At 58.8% G+C, this 22457-nt stretch carries 20 protein-coding genes; 9 read left to right on the top strand and 11 right to left on the bottom strand.

Annotated features, from left to right (window positions below):
• Positions 1-26: 26 nt before the first annotated feature.
• A complete protein-coding gene (locus tag PspS34_RS13275) occupies positions 27-449 on the top strand; it encodes an MAPEG family protein (RefSeq protein WP_057716609.1) in 423 nt (140 codons plus the stop codon).
• An 11-nt stretch (positions 450-460) separates the two neighbouring features.
• Here PspS34_RS13275 and PspS34_RS13270 read toward each other — a convergent pair whose 3' ends face one another.
• Positions 461-853, bottom strand: a complete 393-nt coding sequence (locus PspS34_RS13270) for a GFA family protein (RefSeq protein WP_057714901.1) — start codon at positions 851-853, stop codon at positions 461-463.
• Between the two features lie 333 nt (positions 854-1186).
• Between PspS34_RS13270 and PspS34_RS13265 the strand changes: the two genes are divergently transcribed.
• The 8 genes from PspS34_RS13265 (at position 1187) to PspS34_RS13230 (ending at position 8974) form a co-directional block, all read left to right on the top strand.
• Positions 1187-1867, top strand: coding sequence for a DUF3313 domain-containing protein (locus PspS34_RS13265; protein WP_057714902.1), 681 nt, complete (start codon positions 1187-1189; stop codon positions 1865-1867).
• Between the two features lie 159 nt (positions 1868-2026).
• Complete coding sequence (locus PspS34_RS13260; RefSeq protein ID WP_079246826.1) at positions 2027-2488, top strand: hypothetical protein; 462 nt, start codon at positions 2027-2029, stop codon at positions 2486-2488.
• 623 nt (positions 2489-3111) lie between these two features.
• Entirely contained in the window at positions 3112-3933 is an 822-nt protein-coding gene (locus tag PspS34_RS13255) for a winged helix-turn-helix domain-containing protein (RefSeq protein ID WP_159389889.1), read from the top strand.
• Entirely contained in the window at positions 3930-4412 is a 483-nt protein-coding gene (locus tag PspS34_RS13250; RefSeq protein ID WP_154909009.1) for a hypothetical protein, read from the top strand. Before PspS34_RS13255 ends, PspS34_RS13250 begins: the two co-directional genes overlap by 4 nt.
• 658 nt (positions 4413-5070) lie before the next feature.
• Positions 5071-5403, top strand: coding sequence for a hypothetical protein (locus tag PspS34_RS13245; RefSeq protein ID WP_154909008.1), 333 nt, complete (start codon positions 5071-5073; stop codon positions 5401-5403).
• A 127-nt stretch (positions 5404-5530) separates the two neighbouring features.
• Positions 5531-6544 carry a helix-turn-helix domain-containing protein gene (locus tag PspS34_RS13240; RefSeq protein ID WP_159389888.1) on the top strand — a complete coding sequence of 338 codons (1014 nt, stop codon included), beginning with the start codon at positions 5531-5533 and terminating at the stop codon, positions 6542-6544.
• 263 nt (positions 6545-6807) lie between these two features.
• Positions 6808-8403, top strand: coding sequence for an EAL domain-containing protein (locus PspS34_RS13235; protein ID WP_154909006.1), 1596 nt, complete (start codon positions 6808-6810; stop codon positions 8401-8403).
• A 70-nt stretch (positions 8404-8473) separates the two neighbouring features.
• Entirely contained in the window at positions 8474-8974 is a 501-nt protein-coding gene (locus PspS34_RS13230; protein WP_154909005.1) for an outer membrane beta-barrel protein, read from the top strand.
• Between the two features lie 86 nt (positions 8975-9060).
• On the opposite strand, the gene PspS34_RS13225 is transcribed toward PspS34_RS13230, so the two are convergent.
• From PspS34_RS13225 to PspS34_RS13180, 10 genes are all read right to left on the bottom strand, one after another.
• Positions 9061-10677, bottom strand: coding sequence for a mechanosensitive ion channel domain-containing protein (locus tag PspS34_RS13225; protein WP_154909004.1), 1617 nt, complete (start codon positions 10675-10677; stop codon positions 9061-9063).
• Positions 10678-10965: 288 nt separating this feature from the next.
• Complete coding sequence (locus tag PspS34_RS13220; RefSeq protein ID WP_150813201.1) at positions 10966-11421, bottom strand: YMGG-like glycine zipper-containing protein; 456 nt, start codon at positions 11419-11421, stop codon at positions 10966-10968.
• Positions 11422-12186: 765 nt separating this feature from the next.
• Positions 12187-12897: an NAD(P)H-dependent oxidoreductase gene (locus PspS34_RS13215; RefSeq protein WP_057714912.1), complete on the bottom strand. Its 711-nt coding sequence runs from the start codon at positions 12895-12897 to the stop codon at positions 12187-12189.
• Positions 12898-12906: 9 nt separating this feature from the next.
• A complete protein-coding gene (locus PspS34_RS13210; protein ID WP_150813202.1) occupies positions 12907-14553 on the bottom strand; it encodes an ABC transporter ATP-binding protein in 1647 nt (548 codons plus the stop codon).
• 2 nt (positions 14554-14555) lie between these two features.
• Positions 14556-15383: an ABC transporter permease gene (locus PspS34_RS13205; protein WP_057714914.1), complete on the bottom strand. Its 828-nt coding sequence runs from the start codon at positions 15381-15383 to the stop codon at positions 14556-14558.
• A 3-nt stretch (positions 15384-15386) separates the two neighbouring features.
• A complete protein-coding gene (locus PspS34_RS13200; protein ID WP_057714915.1) occupies positions 15387-16346 on the bottom strand; it encodes an ABC transporter permease in 960 nt (319 codons plus the stop codon).
• A gap of 169 nt (positions 16347-16515) precedes the next feature.
• The gene (locus PspS34_RS13195) at positions 16516-18117 is read right to left on the bottom strand and encodes an ABC transporter substrate-binding protein (protein WP_154909003.1); all 1602 of its coding nucleotides are present in this window, start codon (positions 18115-18117) and stop codon (positions 16516-16518) included.
• 99 nt (positions 18118-18216) lie between these two features.
• The gene (locus PspS34_RS13190; RefSeq protein WP_159389887.1) at positions 18217-19632 is read right to left on the bottom strand and encodes an aldehyde dehydrogenase family protein; all 1416 of its coding nucleotides are present in this window, start codon (positions 19630-19632) and stop codon (positions 18217-18219) included.
• Positions 19625-20815 (bottom strand): pyridoxal phosphate-dependent aminotransferase, encoded by a 1191-nt coding sequence (locus PspS34_RS13185; protein ID WP_159389886.1) that lies wholly within the window; start codon positions 20813-20815, stop codon positions 19625-19627. Before PspS34_RS13185 ends, PspS34_RS13190 begins: the two co-directional genes overlap by 8 nt.
• A 24-nt stretch (positions 20816-20839) precedes the next feature.
• Positions 20840-22447, bottom strand: a complete 1608-nt coding sequence (locus PspS34_RS13180; protein ID WP_159389885.1) for a 5-guanidino-2-oxopentanoate decarboxylase — start codon at positions 22445-22447, stop codon at positions 20840-20842.
• Between the last annotated feature and the right edge of the window lie 10 nt (positions 22448-22457).

Below are 22457 nucleotides of genomic sequence, written 5' to 3'. Positions count from 1 at the left end.
ATAATGAACCATCGAGGATGGCGGCCATGACGATACCGATGTGGATGCTGCTTGGGTTTGCGACCTGGACCTTGCTGCTATTGATGGCAACCGTCGGGGTTTATCGCTGGGTCGCAATCCTGTTCTCGAGTGTTCCGATCGCCTCTTTCCGAAGCGATCGGCTCGAAGGCGAAGATTGGTATCGCCGCGGGACAAGGGCCCACGCCAACTGTGTGGAAAACCTGCCTGTGTTTGGCGTCATCGTGTTCGTGATTACAGCCCTTGATGTCAACGGCGCCGCAGTGAACTACTTGTCCACACTCGTCCTGATCGCTCGCGTGTGCCAGTCATTGGTTCACGTCTCCCATGAGCAAACCAATGCGTTCGTGGCAGTTCGGTTTGCCTTCTTTAGTGTTCAGTTGGTGTGTTTTCTCGCGCTCATTGTCATAGCCGCTTGTTATGGCATATGAATAGGCGCCCGCTAATCCTCAAATCGCCCCGTGCCGTCTCGATCGCGCTCGTAGTGTCGGGTGAGTGCAAACGCCGGCAACCAGGCCTCGCGCCGCACAGTCCAGCTCTCGTAGGTTGGCGTCAACTGGTCAGGGGCATCCAGAGATCCAAGGTTCACCTCGACTTCGTCTGCGCTGCGTGAGAACACCGACGAACCGCACTGCGGACAGAAGTGCCGCCCGGCGTAGTCACGCGTTTCGCCCTCGATTGTCACGGCATCCTGATGAAATATCGCGGACGCGTGGAACAGCGCCCCATGGTGCTTGCGGCAGTCGAGACAGTGACAAACGCCAACCCGGAACGGGCGCCCCGACGCGACAAGACGTACTTTGCCGCACAAACAACCGCCGGTGAATCGGTCCATGCGGTGCCTCCTTCAGGCCGTCCGAAACGGCGTATCAGCGTGGAAACAGGAACATCACGGCGATGCCAAAACCGGCGTTGCAAAGGGTTAGCGTAGGCAACTGTGATCGATGTGCAATTTGTCCCGACCGCGTGTTTAACAGTTTTTGAGAGTTATTGATTCGGATTATCCCGCCGCTACGGGCAGCATTCGGCCCGCATTGACCGGCGTGCAAGCACCTGCTTTGCGTAACCGACTGGCAAATACCAGTGCCTGAAAACAAGGCGCCCGGACTAATGCCCGGGGCCAGGTCGGAACCCGAATGACAACTTTCATCACTTGAGAACCAAACATATGGGCATGTCGAACAAATGGATTGCGGGTATTGCTTTGAGCTGTGTATTTCAGGTCGGCTGCGTCTCGCAAGTCGCGCAGCAAGAGCAATACTCGGGCTTCCTGGGCAATTACCAGGGCCTGGAGGAGCAAACTACGCCCAGTGAGCAGAAAGTATTGCGCTGGGTATCGCCAGGGTTCGATCCACGCGCGTATTCCACTGTGGTGTTCAGGCAGATGGAACTGTATCCATCGCCGCAGCCGACTGCTCGCGTCAGCCTGAAAACCCTGCAAGACCTGCAATTGATGGCCAGCAACAGCGTCAAGACCGCCTTTGCCCGCCGCTATGCGATCGTCCCTTATCCACAGTTGGCGCCAACCAATTCACGGTCGCTGATCCTGCAGGCGGCGATCACTCACGTCAGCGCCAACAACGAAGGCATGCACTGGTATGAAGTCGTACCAATCGGGGCGATTGTCGGGGCGACACAAGCAGCCACCGGGCACCGGGACCAGACCGCCGAGATGTACATCGAAGCCAACCTGATCGACGCCAAAACCGGTTTGCCGGTAGCGAAGATCGTGCGCAAGGTGTTCGGCGAGACCATCAAGAATGCCAAGCAGCCGATCGTTGCCAATGACTTCAAGGTTGCACTCAAAGGCATGTCAGACGATATGCAGGCCCTGCTCCTCAAGCACTGACGTTCAAGCAAACCCCATCGCAAGCGTGAAAGTGCCTGCCGTCCACCGGCATTGGATGGCATCGCAAGCAGACCGGCATGGGGTTTCAACGTGGCGCCACGCCGCGTTTTCCCTCTGACAAACCGTTAGCCGTGCCGACGCCTGACGCGAGACTCTATGATGAAAATTCTGGCCCATACCCTGGCGATCCTGATGCTGTTGCCGAGCACCAGCGCCCTGGCGGCGACCGTGATTCCCCTCAAAGGTCAGACCTCCCAGACCATCCAGCAGGACACCAGTGCCTGCCAATCCCAGGCCAACGCGCAGCATCCGGTACAAAGCACCGTGCCCTCCGGTGGTCGGGCCAAGGGCGCCGCAACCGCTGCGGTAGCAGGTGCGACGGCAGCGGAAGTTCGGGGCCGCCAACATGAAAACGTCTATGACCAGATCGACGACGATACCCGCCAAGACTATCGCCAGAACCACGCACGCAGTGCCGCGGCTGCCGGCGTCGTCGTGGGGGGCGCCAGGCAACGCCAGGCGCGCCGGGAGAATCTGAGTGAGAGCGAACAAAGCATCACCGCCAACAACTCCGTCTACAGCAGCTGCCTGCAACAACGTGGCTACGATGTTTTGCCTTGATCGATGACGACAACGGCGTGAAGAACCAAAAAAAAGCCCCGGGCCCTTCATGAAAGGACTCGGGGCAAAGCCGTAGAACGAGAGGTGAGGATCGTTGACGCCGCGACAAACAAACCGTGAACACGCAACGTTCCTCGAGATCCATTTAAATCGGTAACGTCCCTGGTTAAAAGCTAATAAGAATCAAAAATAATCTTTCACAAGCCAAGTGCACAAGAACACCATCATTGATTTGTATCCTGATAGTTCAGGCTGATACAGAAACCTGGCGCAACAGCGAGGTTAGTTCATTGAGGTGTGGCCGCGCGCCCCCCCTCCTGCCCGAGCTTGCAGTTTTCGGATAGCGCAGTTATTCCATTCCAAGCATTATTCATGGTGTCCAAATCGAAAACCATGGGTCATCCAGCGATGCTTTTCCTTTGTATGATTGAACGGATACCTCTGACAGACAGGGCTGTTTGCCGAACTGCACGCCTCTGAAACGAGCCAATCCAGCATCGTAAATGCAACACACAGTGCACCTTCCGCTGGGCCCTCATCTTCGTTCACTTCCCAGACCAGAATGTACCGAGCCAAATCCGGCCCCTATACTCAGGCCAGCACCGCCTGAACGGAAGATTTCTATGAGTTACACCTTCAAGTTGAAAAATGGCGCCGTCGCGGTGTTCGACCCGGACAGCGCCATGCTTTCCATTACAACACCCCATGGAGATGTACAGAATTCCACGCTAGGTAGAGCTGAGTCGCGCCTGTTGGACCTGCTGCTCATGGAGCCAGGTGTCACTAAAAGCCGCGATGAAATCATCGAATACACCTGGAATGACCGCGTGGTTGCCTCCGGCAGTTTGAATCAAACGGTTTTCTCACTACGCAATATTCTCAATGACAGCCGGGATCACGAGATCTTGATGACTGTTCCTCGACGAGGGTATTGCTTCAACCGGCAATGTGTCGTCGATGCACAAGCAGATGTACCGGCACCCCGGGAGGAAACAACGCAGCCCCCCGCCCCCATCGCTGAGCAACTACCGCCGGCTGGTAGTGACGGGCTGCTTGCACCCTCAGGTAAAACCAATGAATCCGCGCGCATTACAAAAGCCCAGCTGATCGCTTATATCGTTACGCTGGCAGTCGTTGCCTTTACTGTTTTTCAATTCGACTTCGACGCGCCAAAAATTGAAATTTCCAGTGCCGACAAGAATGGACTGGTCATACACGCCGTGGGCAGCGATCTTGCCGAGGCGCAAGCGCTGATGGAGTTGTCGGCCAAACAAACCGAACAGCTGCCACCAAACCTGAAGGGCCAGGTCTGGATCAACCTGTATAAAGCCAATTATTCCGTTTCGTGCATCCGCCAGGATCTAAGCACTGCAAATCTACAATTGAACAGCAGCGAAAGGGACCTCGCCTTGATGATTCGTCAATGTCTGGAAGTCACTTTATGAAATTTGAAATTTCGCAAGCGGTTCACTGGCCTCTTATAGGCTTGGTCAATGCACTGTGCATTTTCTCTTTCGTTTACTCACCTTCGCACTACATGGAAAATATCAGTTACCAGACAAAATCCCGACAATGGCTGGAAGATCTCAACCAACTCAACACCGAAGAGTACCTCACTATCGGGCATGGCAGGCTCACGGGGACCACACTGGAAAGCCTGAATGGGAAAATCCGCAACGCGACCATCTCAGCGAACATAATCGGAGAAACCAATAAACACGTCGAGATCAAAGTCAGCAACATCAAGCTCAGCCAGGACAATGAACTTTTTGCCATTGAAAAGACCCCTGACTTGTTCTTTAGACGTCAATACGTCTTGCAAGAAGGCGCCATTCTGAACTACGAGTTGATCCCGACCCAGGATAAAAACGCGGTGTGTTTTTACATCCATGAACTTGGCCGTTTGCGCTGCATGAACCATTAATCGGGCTCCCGAACGGGCTCGGCACCCGCCTGGCAAAGGTTCACATCAAAGATTTTCAAACAAAAATAATACTTATTGATTTGAATCAAACGTCTCCCCCGCCAAAAATCCCTCCTCGATAATCCTTGGAATCGAGCCCGCTTGATTCTCGTCCGGGACAATGCCCTACAGGGGGAATCAAGTGAACGCCATGCATTTCCTGCGAGCCCATAAATCGACGACTTTCAGATTCCTGGGGGTCTTGTTTCTGTCTGCCTTTCCACTTTATTCGTTGGCGCACGACGAGCACTCCGTCGAAAGCACGACCATTGAATATTATGAAGTTGAAACAAGCCCGGATGACAGCCAGAAACTATCGCACCTGAAGATTCACAGTGAGAATGAGTATCATGCAGACGAGCAGAGCAGTGATTCTACTCTCCCCGCCCCACCACAAAGTGACACAGGCATGAGCTACGCCAGTTCGCTCATACTTCTTTGAGGAGCGTGGTATTCACCGAGGCAAGTGCTGACTGGCCTCTTCTGACGGCCTGGCAAATATGAGTTATTGACTTTGGCAGGCACCATCGAAGTGAGATTATTTGCAGCCCAAGTCGTGGCAGAGATGCAGCTGACATTCTGCGCTGCCTGAATACACTGTTAATAAGGAATCGCCTCGATGCTACTGAAAAACTTCGTCACCGTGTCGTTTGGTTTATTGCTTTCTCTCAAGGCCATGGCCGACGACAAGGGTGTCTACAGTGCCAAATTAACGAGTGTCGAAACCAACAAAAAGGCCCCAACTACTGTGAAAACTGGCTATCAGGTAAAAAACGGTTATCGTATCGACGACTTTTACGCCTTTACAGCAGCAGCCATTGACCCGATGAAACCCCAATCGCAGATCTTCAGTTCGAAAATCGATCCGCGCAAGGTTCAACACATGGACGACTCACCGTTGGACAGCAAGTACGCATTTTCGGCGGAACTGGAACTGATCCGGGGACTCTGAAAACCCGTTCAAAGCCAGTGACAATGGGGTCGATCTCACGGACAGCAAGAACGCCCAATCGCGTATCTTCTCCATGACTGCCCGTCAGGCTTGCCCCTTATCATTTAACAGATGAGCCTTCAATTTCATGAGTATCGCACCGCCCGACGAGATCTTTCATTTGTCTTCTGCCCTGCCGAGCCAACTGAACAGAACAATAGGCAAATGGGAAATGAGCCTTATTCCGACCGAGCATGAAGCGCGCATTCGGCAACACAAACTCTTTCACAGTCCGCAACTGCAGTGCAGTCGCCTTGAGTTCGACTCATCCGTGACGCTGGTCAGTTCTGTCCCTGCCGGATTCGTCACATTCGCCATCTCCCAGGCACCGATTGGCCGCCCCGTCGTGAACAATCAAAAACTACGGCCTGACGAAGTCATCGTACTGCACAGTGATGAATCGGTGCATTACACCTGCGAACCGAATGAAACACTTTTCACCATCACCACGACACTGGAAAACTATGATCGGTGCCGTCAAAATCACTCTGTCATAGATATCCTTGCAAACAGAACACAACACAGCTTCCAGGTTGAAAACTTTCAATTCATACAATCGGCCATTCAAGCCATCAGCGCTTGCTGTGTCGACATCAACGACGCAGCTTCAGCACAGCGCAGCGAAACAGAGGGTTCGACGATTGAAAGTGCGGTACTCGCTTCTCTGTTGCAATCGTTGACGCCCGCTGGCCGCTTCATCCGCAAAGTCCCGACAAGAAGAAAGGTGGCGATACAAGCCATACAGTACATCCATGAAAACACAAAAAAAACGCTCACTATAAAATCGCTGGTAAGGCAACTGGAAACCACCACACGCACTTTGCATTTTGGCTTTATTGAAACGTTCGGGATATCGCCAATTGCTTATATCAGGAACTTGAGACTCGCAAGCGCCCGTCGCGACCTGATCAATAAAACGTGGCCTACCGTCACAGAAACCGCGATGTTTTGGAATTTTCACCATCTGGGCCGGTTTTCCAAGGCCTATCAACTGGCTTACGGAGAGACGCCGTCGGAAACGGCCAAGCGCAACTCGGCCAGGCCAAGGAACACGACAACATCTGTTTACAACCAGGTCGTCGGGGATAGAAATTATCGTTAACAGGCGTTTATCAAAGCCGCGAAAATGATGATTAATGATTTCCCTTGATTAACCACAAGTTTCCACAATTGCTTATTTGCCTACTCAAGGAGATAAGCATGCAACATCGAATAAACACACTTCCACTCAAGCAGAAAATCGCACTGTGTATTACCGTCTATGCCAGCGGCATCTTGTTGGCTTGGGTAATTGACTGGTACTGAAGTCGCTTAATCCGTGACTACAGAAAGCACAGCGAATTAATGATACCTCGGAGTTTTTCGATGGTTGCCGCATATAAAGCGTTACTTGGAAGGCACGCAGTCACTGTATGTCTGATTGCTGCAACAGGTTGGGCCGCATGGTTCTGTGCTGGAGGGTTGGCGGATCAATTCGTTGCACGGAAGTTGAATAATGTTTATGCCGATCTGCGTGCTGCTCAAGTGGAGCCCAATGCGCAGATCGACAAAGTACTGGAAACCCTCGGCGATCTCGATCGCTCGGGTCAGGAATGCTCCGTAGAGCAATACTCACAACTGGCTGACCTGGTCAAGAACCTGCGATTTGTTGATCAAGCGGCAATCCAGTTGCCCAATGGCAAGATCTGTTCCTCCTACGGACAAGCACCTCCCTCGATACTGGCCGATAGCGACAAGCGCAAGTTTTCCGTTGGAAAGCGAACCTACTGGGTGGATGCTGGCCACACGGTTTCTGCGGACTCCGATTTTATCATTGTGTCGGAACAGTCAACCTACGTCTGGGCAAACAAGAAGCTCCTGCTCGACAACTTGAAGTTTCCCAAGGACCTGCAACTGGACCTCATCGGCCCCGGCGGCGCAGTGCCCATTGCCTCTACGGGCCACAAACCGCTGACGGTGCAGAAACCGTTCCACCTGGAAGAACTGGTTACCTCGGCAGACAAGGTCCTCATCGCCTTTGCGGGCAACCGAAATGAACTGATCTCGGTCATTTCTCTTCCGTTGAGCTACCTGACGAGTCTCAAATTCAAATTATTCATTGGCCTTGTGTGCGTTTTCGCAGCGCTGTTTTTGCTCGCATGGTGTGTCAAACGGCATTACACCTCTACCGCCGTACGGCTTCGCAATGCCCTGAAAGCCAACAGGCTGGATGTTCACTACCAGCCTATCGTCAACCTGACGACGGGCTATCTGGTGGGCGCTGAATCACTTTCCCGCTGGAACGACAACGGCACCCAAGTGCCTGCGGATGTTTTCATTGCGGTGGCGGAAAAATCCGACTTGATCCGCGTACTTACACGTTCGGTGATTCGACAGGTGGCGGAGGATTACAGCACCTACCTTTGGGCGTGCAAGGACTTCTACATTACGGTCAATCTTTGCGCCCAGGATATCCAGGACCCAAGTTTTCCAGACTATGTGGCCAGCGTGCTGGCAACCTACAACATGCCAGTGTCCGCCATGGCTTTTGAAATCACCGAAAGGACCCTGATCGATCAGAAGCCTGCCGCCCTGCAATTGCGACGGCTTCGTGCGTGCGGACATCGTATTGCCGTGGACGACTTCGGTATCGGCTATTCCAACCTTTCGCTCCTCGATTCAGTGCCTTTCGACATTCTGAAATTAGATCGCTCATTCATCGCCGACGACAAGATCGCGGCCAAGGATGCCTTGTGGCGCCACATTGCCCAGTTGGCCAGGTCGCTGAGACTCAAGGTCGTGGCCGAAGGTGTCGAGACTCAGGAGCAACTGCCGCATCTGGTCTCGGAGGGGGTTTTATTGGCGCAAGGCTGGTTGTTCTCCAAAGCGCTGCCAATTCAAGCATTGGCAAGACGCTACTTTCAATGTCCGGAAAACATCCCGCCTTACGACTCAAAAATATCAATCAATGATTTTTATTAACCCTTCATGGCCCCTCAAATGCTCGCCGAACCCTAACACCAGACAAACCTGAACAAGGACTCCACCACCCATGCTACTTCGAAACCTTGGCTTCGCTTCACTGCTATCGCTGCTGTCTTTTCAGGCGCTCGCTGATGACAAAGGTTTATATCTTGGAGCTGGCGTAAGCAGCATACAGACCGACGAATCCAGATTGGACGACGACGACACCAGCTACAAGGTTTATGCCGGGTATCGCGTCAATAGCTACCTGGCCTTCGAGGGGGCCTACGTCGACCTGGGTCAATTCAAGGACAAGAATGTCGATTTCGATGGTAAATCGGCTCAGGCTGCCGCCCATGTCGGCTTTCCACTGGGCGATCGGTTGCGGGTATTCGGCAGTGTCGGTGCTCACGCCTGGGACGCCGACGGTAATGCCACCGACGACGATACCGGGGTTGACCTGACCTACGGTGTCGGCGTCGAGTTCGATGTCTTTCGCAACATCGGCGTGCGCGCTGAATACGAAGTTCTGGAGGTCGGAGAGATCGACCTGAATCAGACGACTGCATCCGCCTATATGCTTTTCTGACACCGCTACAACTGAGCGGCCTCCCCCGGGCCGCTCATCGCACTCTGTACAATGCTCGTCCTCGCCCTACCTACCCCACCCTGCCATTACTTCAACGTCTCCTTCGATTCCTGCGCAGGTGCCATGTACCACTTGTCCCTGGGCACCCATTTCTCTTGTTGCGGATCGCCCAGATAGTGCGGCGACATGATCTGCACACCGTACTCGTTGAACACGTCCTGGATGTTGGCGTGCAGCATGCTCAGCAGCACGGCGCGCGGTCGAGGCTGGCTGGGTATGGCCTGGGCCACCAGCCGGTATTCCGGGTAGAAGTCCGACAATGCCGTCTGGAACACCTGCGGCGGTGGGGTTTCGAGGACGCCGGGCGTGCGTCTGGCGGCTTCCAGCAACATCCCTTCGACCTGCCGCCAGGGGGTGTCATAACCGATGGTGACTACGGTATCGACCACATAACCGGGGCCTTGTACGACCCGTGAGTAGTTCTTGGTGACCGTGCCGGTGATCATCGAGTTGGGCAGGGTCAGCACTTCGCCCAGGCCGGTACGAATGCTCGTGGTGAACATGCCCAGCTCAGTGACCGTCCCTTCGTGCTCGCCAATGCGCACGAACTCACCGGGACGCAAGGTTCGGGTGTACGTCAGGATCAATCCGGCCGCCGCCTGCCCGACGACGCTGGAAGCACCCAGGGAGATCATCAGGCCGACCAGCACCGACAAGCCTTTGAACGCATCGGTACCCGCACCCGGCAAGTAGGGATAAGCCATGGCCAGGGCAAACAACCAGATCGCCAGCGAAGTCAGGCGCTGAGTCGGTTTCAGGGTTTCGTGGTTCAACCAGTTGAAGGTGCCGGGCGTGGCCATGCGCCGCAGTATCCGGCGAGAGAACGCTGTCGCGCCACGGGCAATGAAAAAGATCGCCAGCGCCACGCCGAGCCCGGGGATGGCCCCTAGAATCCCTTGCAGCAAATAGTCGGCGACTTCCAGCAGATAGTTGTTAAGGCTTTCACCCCAAGGCCGGGTATAGGGAAACCGCGACAGGACAAACCCCAACCACTCGTAAGAGAGCAGTAGCACGATGACCCAGCGCAGCAATTCCAGTACGCGGCTGACCAATGGATAAAGGAAGTTGGCGTCGATCAGCGGAACCTTTCCGACTTTCAGCGCCTGGGTGTGCCGATGCATCAGTTCAGGCAGTTTCTGCAGCACTCTGCGCCGCAGGTACGACATGCCGAACAGCAGCGCGATGTAAATGCCGGTGGCCAGCAACGCGGCGACGACGGAACGCAGGATCAACTGCAGGCTACGGGCTTCCCGGGTTTCGGCCACGACCTGGCGCAGCCTGTCGGCCGCGGATTCGGCGGCCAGTTGCACCGAGTCGAATTCGGTCTCGTCGACATCTGTGGGCGAAACGATAAAAGCACGGCGAGACCCCAGCAGCACCATGTAGCTTTTCATGATCGGGTCGAGGGTGACATTGAGGTCGTCGGCGTCATCCAGCGCCTCACCGATCACCGCTTTCGCCCGTTTGACCCGCGAGGCCGGGGCTTCACCGAGGATGGTCGCGCGAAACACCATGATGCTGCGGTTGGCCACTTTCAATTCAACGGGAGCATCGACCACTTTCGGTGCGTCTTCGGCCCACAGTTGCACCGACCAAAACATCCCGAAAACAGTAAACATTACAGCGAGCAGCCTGCTCCGCATGTGTCAGATCCTTACGTCACGAAATTCAAATCCAGAGTACGTATCGCAGCGTAGTTCACCGATGAACGGTTGTCAGATTGGAGCTACAGACCGTTTCCTTATCCGTCTGTTTTCTTGAAACAGCGAGCTCAAGCCCCGGACATTGTGCTCTTGACCGAATTCTCGAAACACTGAAGATCCCTCTGGAAGCGAGCCTGTTCGCGATAGCGGTGGGTCAGACACCTGGATGTCGAATGTGCCGCCGCCATCGCGAGCAAGCTCGCTCCCACAATGTGTTCCATACCTGATTCAAGGATTGACCTGATAACCCTTGCCCTGCAAACAGCTGGTGTAAGCCGTCGTGGTGTTCGCCTGGGTGGTTTTCGATTGCTCCCGGCGTTCCTGGCGCTGACGTGAAGCACCGACCACGGCGCCGGCCGCCGCCGTCTCCTTGGCGCGGTTCTGGCGATAGTCCTGTTTCCTGTCATCGTCGACACGATCATAAGCTTCGTCATGCTGATTGCCCCGCACCTGGGCCCCGACCGCGCCGGCGGCGGCCCCGGCAGCAGCACCCTTGATCCTCCCGCCGGAAGGCGTGGAAGCCGTCGAGGCGCTCTGGCTGGTGGCGATGCTGTTGCATTCGTTGATGTCGGCCTGGGTTTGTTGCGAACTTTGCCCTTTCATCGGCACCACCGATTGCGCCCAACCCGGGGCACTCAAAATCGACAATGCGATACACAGGCTGACCGGTGAAAATCGTTTCATGATGACCTCCGACAGGCTTGCCACATCGGGCAAGCCTTTGGGTCGACTGGCGGGCGGCAAGCGGCGCCATGCGTCGCCTGCCGATCGGGTGGAGCAACTGAAAAGTGTAGTTCAACGGCCCCGCACAGAAGGACTTCCGAACAAGCGGTGGACGTTGTGCAGGAGCGAGCCTGCTCGCGATTGCGGTGTATCAGGCACATAAATGTCGAATGTACGGCCGATATCGCGAGCAGGCTCGCTCCTGCAGGTCTATTGGTGAACTGCGGATGTGCGGTTACTCAGCCGGATCGAGCCGATCCAGCGCCCGATTCACTGCCAATACCAAACGAGGGGTGGTGGCCATACGCAGGTTGGTAGACCGGCCCAGGAACCCGGCGCATCCGAAGACGCCCTACGCATGACCACCATTAAGCAGAGACAAAATACTCTGCAAAGCGTGGTGCTCTGCGCCTGGATAACCGGGCTAGCAAACCCCATCGCTGTTGTTTTCCAGCGACCGGCAAACGATAGAACCCGGCTCCAAGACGCACAAACCGGCGGGTTCTGGCGTAGCTGTAGGCAATGACGCAAGCCGTCGTAGCTTGCTGGAAGTAACGCTGACAGCCGTTAAACAGATCCGGAACAGCAGGCTGCAGAATACCTGGCACACACCAAAAACCTGTGGGAGCGAGCTTGCTCGCGATGGCGGTGGCTCAGTCAACATGGATGTTGAAGCTGATGTCCTCATCGCGAGCAAGCTCGCTCCCACAGGGTTTAGGGTGTTAATCAGGCATTGGTTGTCAGCGGATAGAGCTTGTCATCAAACTCCGCCAACTTCGGAAACACCAGCGGCTGATCATCGCTCAGATGCTGCAGTCGCTGCCCGTAATCCACCAGAAACTGCTGGCGCGCCTCGTCACTGATGTACGGCACATGCCAGGCCACGAACGGCTCCAGCACATCAAAACCAACATAAGCCAGGGTGCCACGCAGGATCGGCCGCAGCATGTCCTCCAGCGGACCATGGATCGCACCTTCGCCGAACATGTGCTCACGCCCGCCCAGGGTCACGGTCACCAGCGCTTTCTTGCCGGCCAGGCCGCCCTGATCGTAAAAACGCTTGCCGCCATAGCAGATGCCCGACACCAGCACCCGGTCGATCCAGCCCTTGAGCATGGCCGGGGTGGAGAACCAGAAGATCGGGAAGTTGAGGATCAGCAGGTCGGCCCACAGCAGTTTGTCCAGCTCAGCCTGGATGTCCGCCGCCAGCGACTGGCTCTTCACGCCCAGGCGTTGTTCCAGGGCATAGACCAGGTATTCGGGGTTTTCCCGATTCGAGAAGTCCGCGTCGCTGGCCACCGGGTTCCAGTTCATTTTGTACAGGTCGCTGACCTGCACTTCGTGGCCCTGGGCTTCAAGCGTGGCGACAGCCTGGTCCCGCAGGGCGGCGGTGAAGGATTGTGGCTCCGGGTGAGCGTGGACGATCAGTACTTTCATGGTGGTTCCTTAGACTTGTTCCAGCGTATCGGTTGAAGGTGTGGAAGCGCGCGTGGCCAGCAACCGGTCGAGCCAGTCGGGGTCCATTTGCGGTTCGGAAGAAAACAGCAGCCCGGTGTAGTCCTGGTGCGGCGGGGTGAAGATCTGGCTGCGCGAGCCGTGGTCCACCACCCTGCCCCGTTGCATCACCAATACCTCATCGGCGATCGCCCGCACAGTAGCAACATCATGGGTGATGAACAGATAGCCGACACCCAGTTGCTGCTGGATGCGGTTGAGCAATTTCAGTACGCCTTCAGCCACCAGTTGGTCGAGGGCCGAGGTCACTTCATCGCAGATGATCAGTTGCGGCTCGGCCGCCAGGGCCCTGGCGATGCAGATGCGTTGCTTCTGCCCGCCGGACAGCTCCCGGGGCTGACGATCCATGAAGGTCGCAGGGTCGAGTTCGATCATCTCCAGCAGTTCGGCAACCCGGGCGCGCATGGCTTTACCCTTGAGGCCCAGATAAAACGTCAGCGGCCGGCCGATAATGTCGACGATGCGCTGGCGCGGATTCAGCGCGGTGTCGGGGATCTGGTAGATCATCTGGATGCGCCGCAGTTGCTCCTTGCTGCGTTGGCGAAAGTCTGCCGGCAAGGGTTCGCCGTCGTACAGCACCTGGCCGTAGGTCGGTGGCAGCAAACCGGTGATCAACCGCGCGGTGGAGCTTTTGCCACTGCCAGACTCACCGATCACCGCCAGGGTCTGACCACGGTAGAGCTTGAGGGAAACGTCGTGCAGCACCGGTTGCTGGCCATAATTGGCGCAACTGTTGCGCAGTTCCAGCAGCGGTTGTTCCTGCTGCGGACAGGCCTTGGGTTCGGTGCGGAAACTGCGCACCGCCCACAGCGACTTGGTGTAGTCCTCCTGCGGGTCACCGAGCATCTGCCGGGTTTCGGCTTCTTCCACCAGCTTGCCGTGGCGCAGCACCATGATGCGGTCGGCCATCTGCGCCACCACCGCCAGGTCGTGGCTGATGTAGATCGCCGCGCTGCCATAGGTCGCGACCGCGTCACGAATGGCTGCCAGCACCTCGATCTGGGTGGTGACGTCCAGCGCGGTGGTCGGTTCGTCGAAGATGATCAGGTCCGGATGGCAGGCCATCGCCATGGCGGTCATGACCCGCTGCAACTGGCCGCCGGAGACCTGATGCGGATAGCGCTGGCCGATGGTTTCGGGATTGGGCAAGCGCAGCACCCGGTACAACTCCACCGCCTCGCGCATGGCCTGCTCGCGGCTCATGCCGCCGTTTTTCACAGCGGTTTCGACGTGCTGGTCGATCAGGCGATGGGCCGGGTTGAACGAGGCTGCCGCGCTCTGTGCCACATAGGCAATACGCAGCCCCCGCAGTTTACGCAGGGCTTCAGGCTTGGCGTTGAGCAAGTCGATACCGTCGAAGTGCACCGAGCCGCCGGTGATCCGGCAGCCGTCGCGGGTGTAGCCCATGGCCGACAGGCCGAGGGTCGACTTGCCCGCGCCGGACTCGCCGATCAGGCCCAGCACCTCGCCCCGTTGCAGGGTCAGGTCGATGCCCTTGATCAGCGGATGCCAGGCATCTTCGTAATGGCCTTCGATGTGCAGGTTGCGGATTTCCAGCAAAGGTTTTGAGGTCGTCATGTTCAGCATTCCTTGAGGCCGCTGGATTTGTGCAGCATCCAGTCGACGACGAAATTGACGCTGACTGTGATCAAGGCCACGGCCAGGGCGGGCAGCAACGGGCTGATGTCGCCAAAGGTGATCAGCACCGCGTTGTCGCGCACCATGCTGCCCCAGTCGGCGGTGGGCGGCTGGATGCCCAGGCCGAGGAACGACAGCGCACTGATGAACAGGAACACGAAGCAGAAACGCAGGCCGAACTCGGCAATCAGCGGTGCCGCCGCGTTCGGCAACACCTCGCGGGTCACCAGCCACCACAGGCCTTCACCGCGCAGGCGTGCGGCTTCGACGAAATCCTGCACCACCACGTTCATCGCCACAGCACGAGACAGCCGAAACACCCGGGTCGCATCCAGTAGCGCAATCACCAGCACCAGCGACGTCGCCGTGGTGCCGACCACGCTGAGGATCAGCAAGGCGAAGATCAGTTGCGGAATGGCCATCAGGATGTCCACCACCCGGGACAATCCCTGGTCGACCCAACCGCCCTTGATCGCTGCGATCAGGCCGCTCAAGCCACCGAGCAGGAACGCCAGGACGGTGGTGAGGAAGGCAATGCCCAGGGTGTTGCGCGCGCCATAGACCAGGCGGCTGAACATGTCACGCCCCAGGTTATCGGTGCCCAACAGGAACTGCCCGCCCCAGGGGGCGAAGCCCTCGCCCACCACCTGGGTTTCGCCGAACGGTGCCAATACCGGCGCGAACACCGCCACCAGCACGTACAGCAGGATCATCAACAAACCGAACTTGGCGCTCAGGGGCGCCTGCCACACTTGTTTTAACAGGCTCATGGTCTACCCCTTCGGATGCATCAGGCGTGGGTTGCTGGCAATCGACAGCACATCGGCACTGGTGTTGAGCAGGATGTAGGTCGCGGCGAAGATCAGGCTGCAGGCCTGCACCACCGGGATGTCACGCTTGGCCACCGAGTCCACCAGCAACTGGCCGAGCCCCGGATAGACAAACACCACTTCGACCACCACCACGCCAACCACCAGGTACGCGAGGTTCAGCGCCACCACGTTGACGATGGGGGCCAGGGCATTGGGCAAGGCGTGACGGAAGATGATCCGCGACTGGCTGATGCCCTTGAGCCGGGCCATTTCGATGTAGGGGCTGGCCAGCAGGTTGATCAAGGATGCGCGGGTCATGCGCATCATCTGCGCGATGACCACCAGGCTCAGGGTCGCCACCGGCAACACCGAACGCTCCAGTACCGTGCCCAACGAGGCGTCCGGCGCCAGGTTGGAAATGCTAGGAAACCAGTTGAGCTTCACCGCGAACACCAGGATCAGGATGTAGGCGACGAAAAACTCGGGGAACGACACCGCGCTCAGCGCCGAGGTGTTGAGCAAACGGTCGAACCAGCTGTTGCGGTACAGCGCCGCGAGCATCCCCAGCAGCAAAGCCAGCGGCACCGACACCAGCGCTGCCAGCAATGCGAGGCTGAAGGTGTTGCCCAAACGCGTACCCACCAGTTCGGCGATCGGCCGCTGGTTGGCCAGCGACACACCGAGATCACCGTGCAGCAACTGCCAGATCCAGTGGCCAAAGCGGGACAATGGCGGCAGGTCCAGCCCCAGTTGCGCGCGGTAGGCGGCCACGGTTTCCGGAGTGGCCGACTGGCCCAGCATGGCCTGGGCGATATCGCCCGGGAGCATGCCGACGGCGAGGAAAATGATCACTGAGACGGCGAACAGCGAGAGCAGGCCTAGCGCCAGACGCTGTCCCAACAGCTTGAAAATACTTCTCATCGTGCAGTTCCTTGAAATTGGCACGCCTTTGAAGACTGCGATTTCCCCTGTGGGAGCGGGCTTGCTCGCGAAGAGGTTCTGTCAGCTGACATATGTGGCGACTGACACACCGCTTTCGCGAGCAAGCCCGCTCCCACAGTTGATCGTCATTGTTTGATCGATCCCGGCATCACGCCTGCCACCACCGCTCGATCACCCGCAGGCCATCCAGCTCGCCATAGGGCGCAGTCTGTGCGCCGTGAGCAACCTTGTTCGAGCGCGCCGCCACGGAACTGGCGAACAACGGCACGATCGCCCCGCCCTCGTCCCGGCACAGCGCCTGCATTTCGTTGTACATCTCGCGGCGCAGCGGGTCGTTCATTTCGCCGCGAGCGGCGTTGAGCAGTTGATTGAAGCGCGGGTTGTCCCAGTGGGTTTCGTTCCACGCCGCGCCCTTGGCGTAACCGATGCTGAACATGCGGTCGGCGGTCAGGCTGCTGTACCAGAACGAAGTGGTGAACGGTTGCTTCATCCACACGTTGGAGAAGAAGCCGTCCGCCGGTTCGCGCACCACGTCGATGTCGATCCCGGCGGCGCGAGCCTGTTCCTTGAACAGCACCGACGCATCCACGGCGCCGGTATAGGCAGCGTCAGAGGCTTGCAGGCGAACCTTGAGCGAATCCAGACCGGCCTTTTTCAGGTAGAAGCGCGACTTGTCCGGGTCGTAGGTGCGCTGCTCCAGCGCAGTGTTGATGAAGCGGCTGCCAGGCTGGATCGGATGGTCGTTGCCCACCAGGCCATAGCCATGCAGCACCGAAGCCAGCAGGGTTTCGCGGTTGATCGCATGCTTCATCGCCAGGCGCACGTCGTTGTTCTGGAACACCTGACTGTCGGTGAGCATCGGGAAGGTGTAGTGCTGGGCGCCTTTGGTTTCTTCGATGACCAGATTCGGGTTGCGCTTGAGCAGCGCGACGGTTTTCAGGTCGACCTTGTTGATCACATCCACTTGCCCGGTGACCAGCGCATTGACCCGCGCCGCGCCGTCGGCAATGGCAATCAGCTCGGCACTGGCGAAGTGTGCCCGGCCCGGTTTCCAGTAATCGGGGCTGCGTTCCAGGGTCATGCGCACGCCCGGCTCGAAGTCCTTGAGGCGATAGCCACCGGTGCCGGCGCCGGCCTGCCAGTCCGCCGCGCCATCCTTGCTCGGCATGATCGCCAGGTGGTAATCGGCGACCACATACGAGAAGTCGGCGTTGCCCGAGTGCAGTTCGAACACCACGCTGTCGCTGCCGTTGGCGCTGACCTTGGCCACGTCACCCAGCACGGTCTTGGCCGCCGAGGTGGATTTCTCGCCGAGGTGGTGCTGGATCGAAGCGACAACGTCGTCGGCGGTCAGGGTCTTGCCGTTGTGGAAGGTCACGCCCTGACGGATTTTGAAGGTCCAGATGCGCGCGTCCGGGGTCGAGATCCAGCTTTCCGCCAGTTCGGGGATCGCGGTGCCGTCGACGGCAATTTCGGTCAGGGTGTTATAGACCGCCGAGAAGCCGACGAAGGTGAAGGTGTCCGCCCAGGAGCCCGGATCCTTAGAGTCCGTGGTGCTGCCTCCGGCCAGGCCCAGACGCAGTACGCCGCCGGGTTTTGGCGTGGCGTCTTCGGCGAAGGCACCGAACGGCAGGCCCATGGAGAACGCCCCGGCCACCGCTGCGGCAGCGGCGCTGTACTTGAGGAAGTCTCTACGCGGAAAACTGAATTCATGGTTCGCTTGAGTAATCTTGTTTTTGTTATCGCTCATTGCATTGCCCCTGATCAAAAAGCTAATGAATTACCGGTTCAAAACCACGCAAGACACCGGGCCAGGGCCCGGTGCATACAACGTTTGAATCGCCAACCGTCACACCTGGATCGCCTTCACTTCGACGAACTCGTTCAGCCCCTCCTCACCCCATTCGCGACCGTTACCCGACTGTTTGTAGCCACCGAACGGCGCCTGATAATTGAACGCCGCACCGTTGAGGAAGCACTGACCGGCGCGCAGCTGACGCCCCAGTTGCAAGGCACGCTCGGCACTGCCGGCCCAGACGCCGCTGGACAGGCCGAACGGCGAGTCGTTGGCGATCTGGATCGCTTGCGCCTCATCGGCGTAGGGAATCAGGCACAGCACCGGGCCGAAGATTTCTTCCTGGGCAATGCGCATGCGGTTGTCGACATCGGCGAACAGTGTCGGGCTGACATAGAACCCGCGCTCGAACGTCGATGGCGTGTCACCGCCGCACAGCAACCGTGCGCCTTCCTGTTGGCCGACCTTGATGTAATCGAGCACGGTGCGTTTTTGCCCGGCCGAACACATCGGGCCGAGGAAGCTTTGCGGGTCGAGGGGATCGCCCATGCGCAGGCTCAACGTTTCCGCCAGCGCCAGTTCGACGGCCTCCGCGTAGCGGCTGGCCGGCAGCAGCATGCGGGTCAGCGCGGTGCAGGTCTGGCCGGAGTTGATCATCACGTCCTGCACGCCGTAGCGCACCGCCGCTGCCAGGTCGGCATCCTCGGCGATCAGCAACGGCGACTTGCCGCCCAGTTCCAGGCACACGCGCTTGACTGAAGGTGCCGCCGCTTGCGCGACCCGCACCCCGGCACCGGTGGAGCCGGTAAACGACACCATGTCCACGTCCGGGTGTTTGGCCAGCGCTTCGCCGACTTTCGAACCCGGACCGCTGACCAGGTTGAACACCCCGGCAGGCAGGCCGATGTCCTCGATCATCTGCGCCAGCAGGAAGGCATGCAGCGGGGTTTCCTGACTCGGCTTGACCACCACCGTGCAACCGGCGGCCAGTGCCGGGGCGAGTTTGCCGATCAACTGGTGCAGCGGGTAATTCCACGGATTGATGAACGCGCAGACACCCACGGCCTCGCGGATCACCAGCGAGTTGCCGACTTCGCGCACCTCGTCCATGAGATGCGCCAGTTCGACGTACTGCTCAAGGCCAGTGATCGGCCCGTCGACCTGCACCGAGCGGCACCATTGCACCGGCATGCCCAGTTCCGTTGTGATGACCGCGGCCATCTCATCGGCACGATTGCGCAGTTGATCGGCCAGTGCACGGATATAACCGGCACGCACGCTGGACGGCGTGCGCGACCATGAAGCGAAGGCCCGGCGAGCCGACGCCACGGCGTTTTCAACATCGAATTCATCACCCAGCGGAACGCTGCCGCAGACTTCCTCGGTGGCCGGGTTGATCACCTCGGCGATGCCCCGCCCCGACGGGGTTTGCCAGCGGCCATCAATGAACAGTGTCTTGTGATTAAGCATGAACCTGGGCCTCCATCAATTCCTGGGCACAACGGGCAATGCGCTGGCAGGCATCGCGCAGCGGTTCGGCACCGACCACCAGACCGAGGCGAATGTGCCCCGCCGCGCTCGGACCAAAGGCCTCGCCCGCCAGGACCGACACGCCGTGGCGATCCAGCAGACGGTCGGCAAACGCCTGGGCGCTGAGCCCGGTCTGGCGGATATCGAGCATCACGAACATCCCGCCATCGGGTTTCAACGCCCGCACGCCGGGGCAATCGGCCAGGCTGTCGCACACCAGATCGCGACGCTGGCGATAGGCTTCGCGCATGGCTTCGAGTTCCGGCAGGTCGCTTTCCAGGGCCACCACGGCGGCGTCCTGAATGAAATCCGGCGAGCCGTAGAGCATGCACAACGCGAGGTTTTCCAGGTGCGCGGCCAAAGATGGCGGCGCCACCACCCAGCCGACGCGCCAACCGGTCATGGCGTGGGATTTCGACAGACTGTTGAGGGTCGCGGTGCGCTCGGCCATGCCCGGCAGACTCGCCGGGCTGACGTGTTCGCCTTCGAACAGCAGTTCGCTGTAGACCTCATCGGAAATCAGCCACAGGTCATGGCCGATGCACAACTCAGCCAAGGCGGCCCAGGTGCTGCGCGGCAGGCTCGCGCCCGACGGGTTGTGCGGGCTGTTCAGTGCCAGTGCCCGGGTGCGTGGCGTGATGCGCGCGGCGACATCTTCGGGCAACACGCGAAAGCCGTTTTCCGAGCGTACGGGCACCGGCACCACCACGGCACCGCAAGCACCGAATACCGCTTCGTAGGTGACGTACATGGGCTCGGCGACGATCACTTCGTCACCCGGATTGAGTACGCATTGGGCCACGCTGAACAGCGCACATTGCGCCCCGGCCAGTACGGTGACCTGATCGGCCGAAACGTTTTGGCCGCTGCGTTGTTGATGACGCCTGGCGATGGCTTCACGCAGGGCACGCTTGCCGCGCACCTCGGCATAGTGCGTGTTGCCGTTCAGCAGGCTGTCGATCGCACCCTGCACGATGGGCTGTGGCGTGTCGAAATCCGGATCGCCCACGGACAACAGCAGAATGTCTTCGCCTTGCTCGCGCAGTGCCAGGGCCCGGTAGTGAATGTCCCACGCGGCGGCGCCGTCACCGGCGATACGTTGAGTCAGATCGGAAAAGCGCATGGCTTCATCCCCTTAAAATGCAGATCAATGCGCACAGGCATGCTTGAGTTCGATCAGGGTCACGCCGTTGCGCTTGAAGCCATGGCGCAAGTCGGTCTGCAACTCGGCGAGGCTTTGCGGCTGGGTCACGGTGCAGCCGAAGGCACGCGCAAGGGCGGCGAAATCCGGGTTGCGCGGCAAGACGCCGATGGGCTCGATGTCCAGGCCGAGCATGTCGTCGCGGATCTGCCCCAGCGCATCGTTGTTCCACAGCAGCACCACCAGCGGGCTGTCCAGTTCTTCCACGGCGGTGGCCAGTTCCTGGGCGGTGTAGAGGAAACCACCGTCGCCCACCAGCACCAGCCCAGGCCGCTGCGGCGCACCGAATTTGGCGCCGATCCCGGCCGGCAGGCCATATCCCAAGGTGCCGTAGCCGGTCGGGTGCAACCAACTGCGAATGGCGAGGCTGTCGAAGGCATAGTTGCCGGTATAGGCCAGTTGGGTCATGTCGGTGCTGATGAAAGCGTTGTCCGGCAGCTCCGCCGCAATGCGATCCAGGATCGACTGATGAATCGATTGCAACGGGCCATGGCTGGCCTTGACCGCTTTACGCAGTGCGGCGACCGAGGCAATCGCAGCGCTGGCCTCGCGCACGTCGGTTGGCAGGCGCTCAAGCAAGCCACTGAGGGTTTGTTGCGCATCGCCATGCAACGCCACCGCGCAGGGGTAGAAGTCGTTGAATTTGCGTGGGTCGATATCGACGCGCAGCAGTTCGCCATTGAGTGGCAGGCGTTCGCGCCAGAAGTCGGTGTCGGCCATTTCGGTGCCGACCGCCAGCACCACGTCGGCCTCGGCGATCAGGTTCCAGCCCGGCTCCACACACAGGGATGAGCCGGCGTTGAGCGGCGCGTCCGGCGGCAGCAGGCCTTTACCGGCGACGCTGGTGAACAGTGGCGCGGCCAGCCGGGTGCTGATTTCTTGCAGCTCAGAGGTGGCATTCAAGGCGCCACCACCGGCAATGATCATTGGTCGCTTGGCAGCGTTGAGTTTCGCCACGGCTTGATCAATTGCGGTGGTCGATGCCGGGCCACGACCCGGACGACGCACCACCTCATTACTCCAGTCACGGGCAATCGGCGCCGACAACACGTCCAGCGGCACCGAGATGTGCACCGGGCGCGGGCGCTCGCTGTCGAACACCGCGTAGGCACGGGCGATCAGTTCCGGCAGGTCTTCGGCAGTCAGTGCCACGGCCGAGAACGCAGTGATCGGCGCGGTCATTGCGCGCTGGTCCTGGCACTCGTGCAGGCTGCCCCAGCCCTTGCCCAGGCTGGCGCTGTGGTTGACGCTGGAAATCACCAGCATCGGAATCGAGTCGGCGTAGGCCTGGCCGATGCCGGTGGCGGCGTTGGTCACGCCGGGGCCGGTGATGACGAAGCACACGCCGGGTTTGCCGCTGACCCGGGCGTAGCCGTCGGCCATGAAACTGGCGCCCTGCTCATGACGAGTCAGCACATGACGGATGCCGCTGCCGGGCAAGCCGCGATACAGCTCCAAGGTGTGTACGCCGGGAATGCCGAACACGGTATCGACGCCGTAGTTGGCCAACAGGCGCACCAGGGCCTGGCCACCGGTCAATGTTTTGCTTTGCATGTTCATGTCC

This window comes from Pseudomonas sp. S34, from assembly GCF_009866745.1.
Lineage (GTDB): Bacteria > Pseudomonadota > Gammaproteobacteria > Pseudomonadales > Pseudomonadaceae > Aquipseudomonas > Aquipseudomonas jessenii.
This window is presented reverse-complemented; position numbering and strand designations above follow the sequence as displayed.